Below are 1,726 nucleotides of genomic sequence, written 5' to 3'. Positions count from 1 at the left end.
CCGACCCACAACGCACCCGCAGGCGCACCCCCGCCCAACCACCGGAGGCACGTGGTGGGGAAAACCCCCGCATCGAGACGCCGACCCGCTCCATGGTCCAGGAGGTGAGGGGACGAGCAGGGTGGGGGCGACACGGTGGCGTTGGGACTAGGAGAAACGGGCTCGGGAATGGTCACGGAGTACGGGCACGCACAGGGACACGGGCACGGACACGCGTATGAGGGCCGGGGCCAGGGACGCCGGCAGCTGATGCCGGCGGGCGTGCGGGCACCGTTCGAGGGGCGGAGCTGGCGGGAGTTCGGGTGGATCGTGCTCAGTCTGCCCGTCGGGATCCTGATGTTCACCTACGCCGTGACGATGCTGTCCCTCGGCGCCGGCCTGCTGGTCACGTTTCTCGGGATACCGGTGCTCGCCGCGGGGCTGGCCGGATGCCGGGCGCTCGGGGCGATGGAGCGGGCACGGGCGCGGACGCTGCTCGGGATGGATGTGGGCACGCCGGAGCCGCTGCGGGTGAAGCGGCGCGGAGCCATGGCGTGGATGGGCGCCCTGCTGCGCAGTGGGGCGTCCTGGCGGCAGCTGTTGTACGCCGTGCTGCAGTTTCCGTGGTCCGTGTTCTCGTTCGTGGTCGGGGTGACCTTCTGGACGTGCGGGTGGGCGCTGCTGACGTATCCGCTGTGGTTCTGGGTGTTTCCGATGTGGGTCGGGCAGGACGGGCTGCAGATGTACGGGGACGAAAAGCACGCCGTGTATCTCGACAACCCGTTCGAGGTGACCGTGACCGCGCTGGTGGGGCTGCTGTTCACGATGGCCACGCCGTGGATCGTGCGGGCGTTGACGATGGTCGACCGGGGGATGGTGAGCGCGTTGCTCGGACCGTCGCGGCTGGGGGCACGGCTGGTGGAGCTGGAGTCGGACCGGGGGGTTGTCGTCGACACCGCCGCGGCTGATCTGCGACGGATCGAGCGGGATCTGCACGATGGGGCGCAGGCCCGGCTGGTGGCGCTGGCCGTGGATCTGGGGCTGGCGAAGGAGAAGCTGACGGAGGATCCTCGGGCGGCGGCCCGGATGGTGGACTCGGCGCACGAGGAGGTCAAGACCGCGTTGCAGGAGCTGCGGGATCTGGCTCGGGGGATTCATCCGGCCGTACTGACGGACCGGGGGCTGGACGCGGCGTTGTCTGCCGTCGCCTCGCGGTGTGCGGTGCCGGTGGTGGTGGATGTGGAGTTGCCGGCTCGGCCGGTGCCGGCGATCGAGGGGATCGCGTACTTCACGGTGTCGGAGTTGTTGCAGAACGTGAGCAAGCATGCGGGGGCTTCGCGGGTGACCGTGGATGTGTGGAGGGTGGAGGATCGGCTGATGTTGCAGGTCATCGATGACGGGGTGGGGGGTGCGGAGGTCGGGGGCGGGTCCGGGCTGGCGGGGCTGGCGGAGAGGATCGGGGCGGTTGATGGGGTGCTGGTGGTGGATTCGCCGGTCGGCGGGCCTACGCGGGTGACGGCGGAGTTGCCCTGGCGGGTGTGAGGGTTGCCCTCGTCGGCCGGGGCCGGCTTGACGGGGGGCGGTCGGTCTTTGTGGGCGCGTTCAGGGGTTTTTCCTTGGGCGCGCCTTGGGGTTTTTGGGGGGATCGCCGTGCTCGGGTGCGCACGAGAGTTTTTCGCCCCCGCCGCCCCTACCCGTCCCATCCCTGGGGCTCCGCCCCAGACCCCGCTCCTCAAACGCCGGAGAG

At 70.3% G+C, this 1,726-nt stretch carries 1 protein-coding gene; it reads left to right on the top strand.

Going from position 1 to position 1,726, the window contains the following annotated elements; translation table 11 throughout:
* Positions 1-168: 168 nt before the first annotated feature.
* Entirely contained in the window at positions 169-1,521 is a 1,353-nt protein-coding gene (locus STRIP9103_RS07785) for a sensor histidine kinase (protein WP_048819893.1), read from the top strand.
* The last annotated feature ends 205 nt before the right edge of the window (positions 1,522-1,726 follow it).

Origin of the sequence: Streptomyces ipomoeae 91-03 (assembly GCF_000317595.1) — a bacterium.
GTDB classification, from domain to species: Bacteria; Actinomycetota; Actinomycetes; order Streptomycetales; family Streptomycetaceae; genus Streptomyces; species Streptomyces ipomoeae.
The sequence above is the reverse complement of the archived record's forward strand: the minus strand, read 5'-3'. Positions and strand labels throughout refer to the sequence as shown.

What these genes read in the sequence shown, in the direction of transcription:
- STRIP9103_RS07785 (WP_048819893.1), top strand. Translation starts at nt 169, where the DNA reads ATGGTCACGGAGTACGGGCACGCACAGGGACACGGGCACGGACACGCG.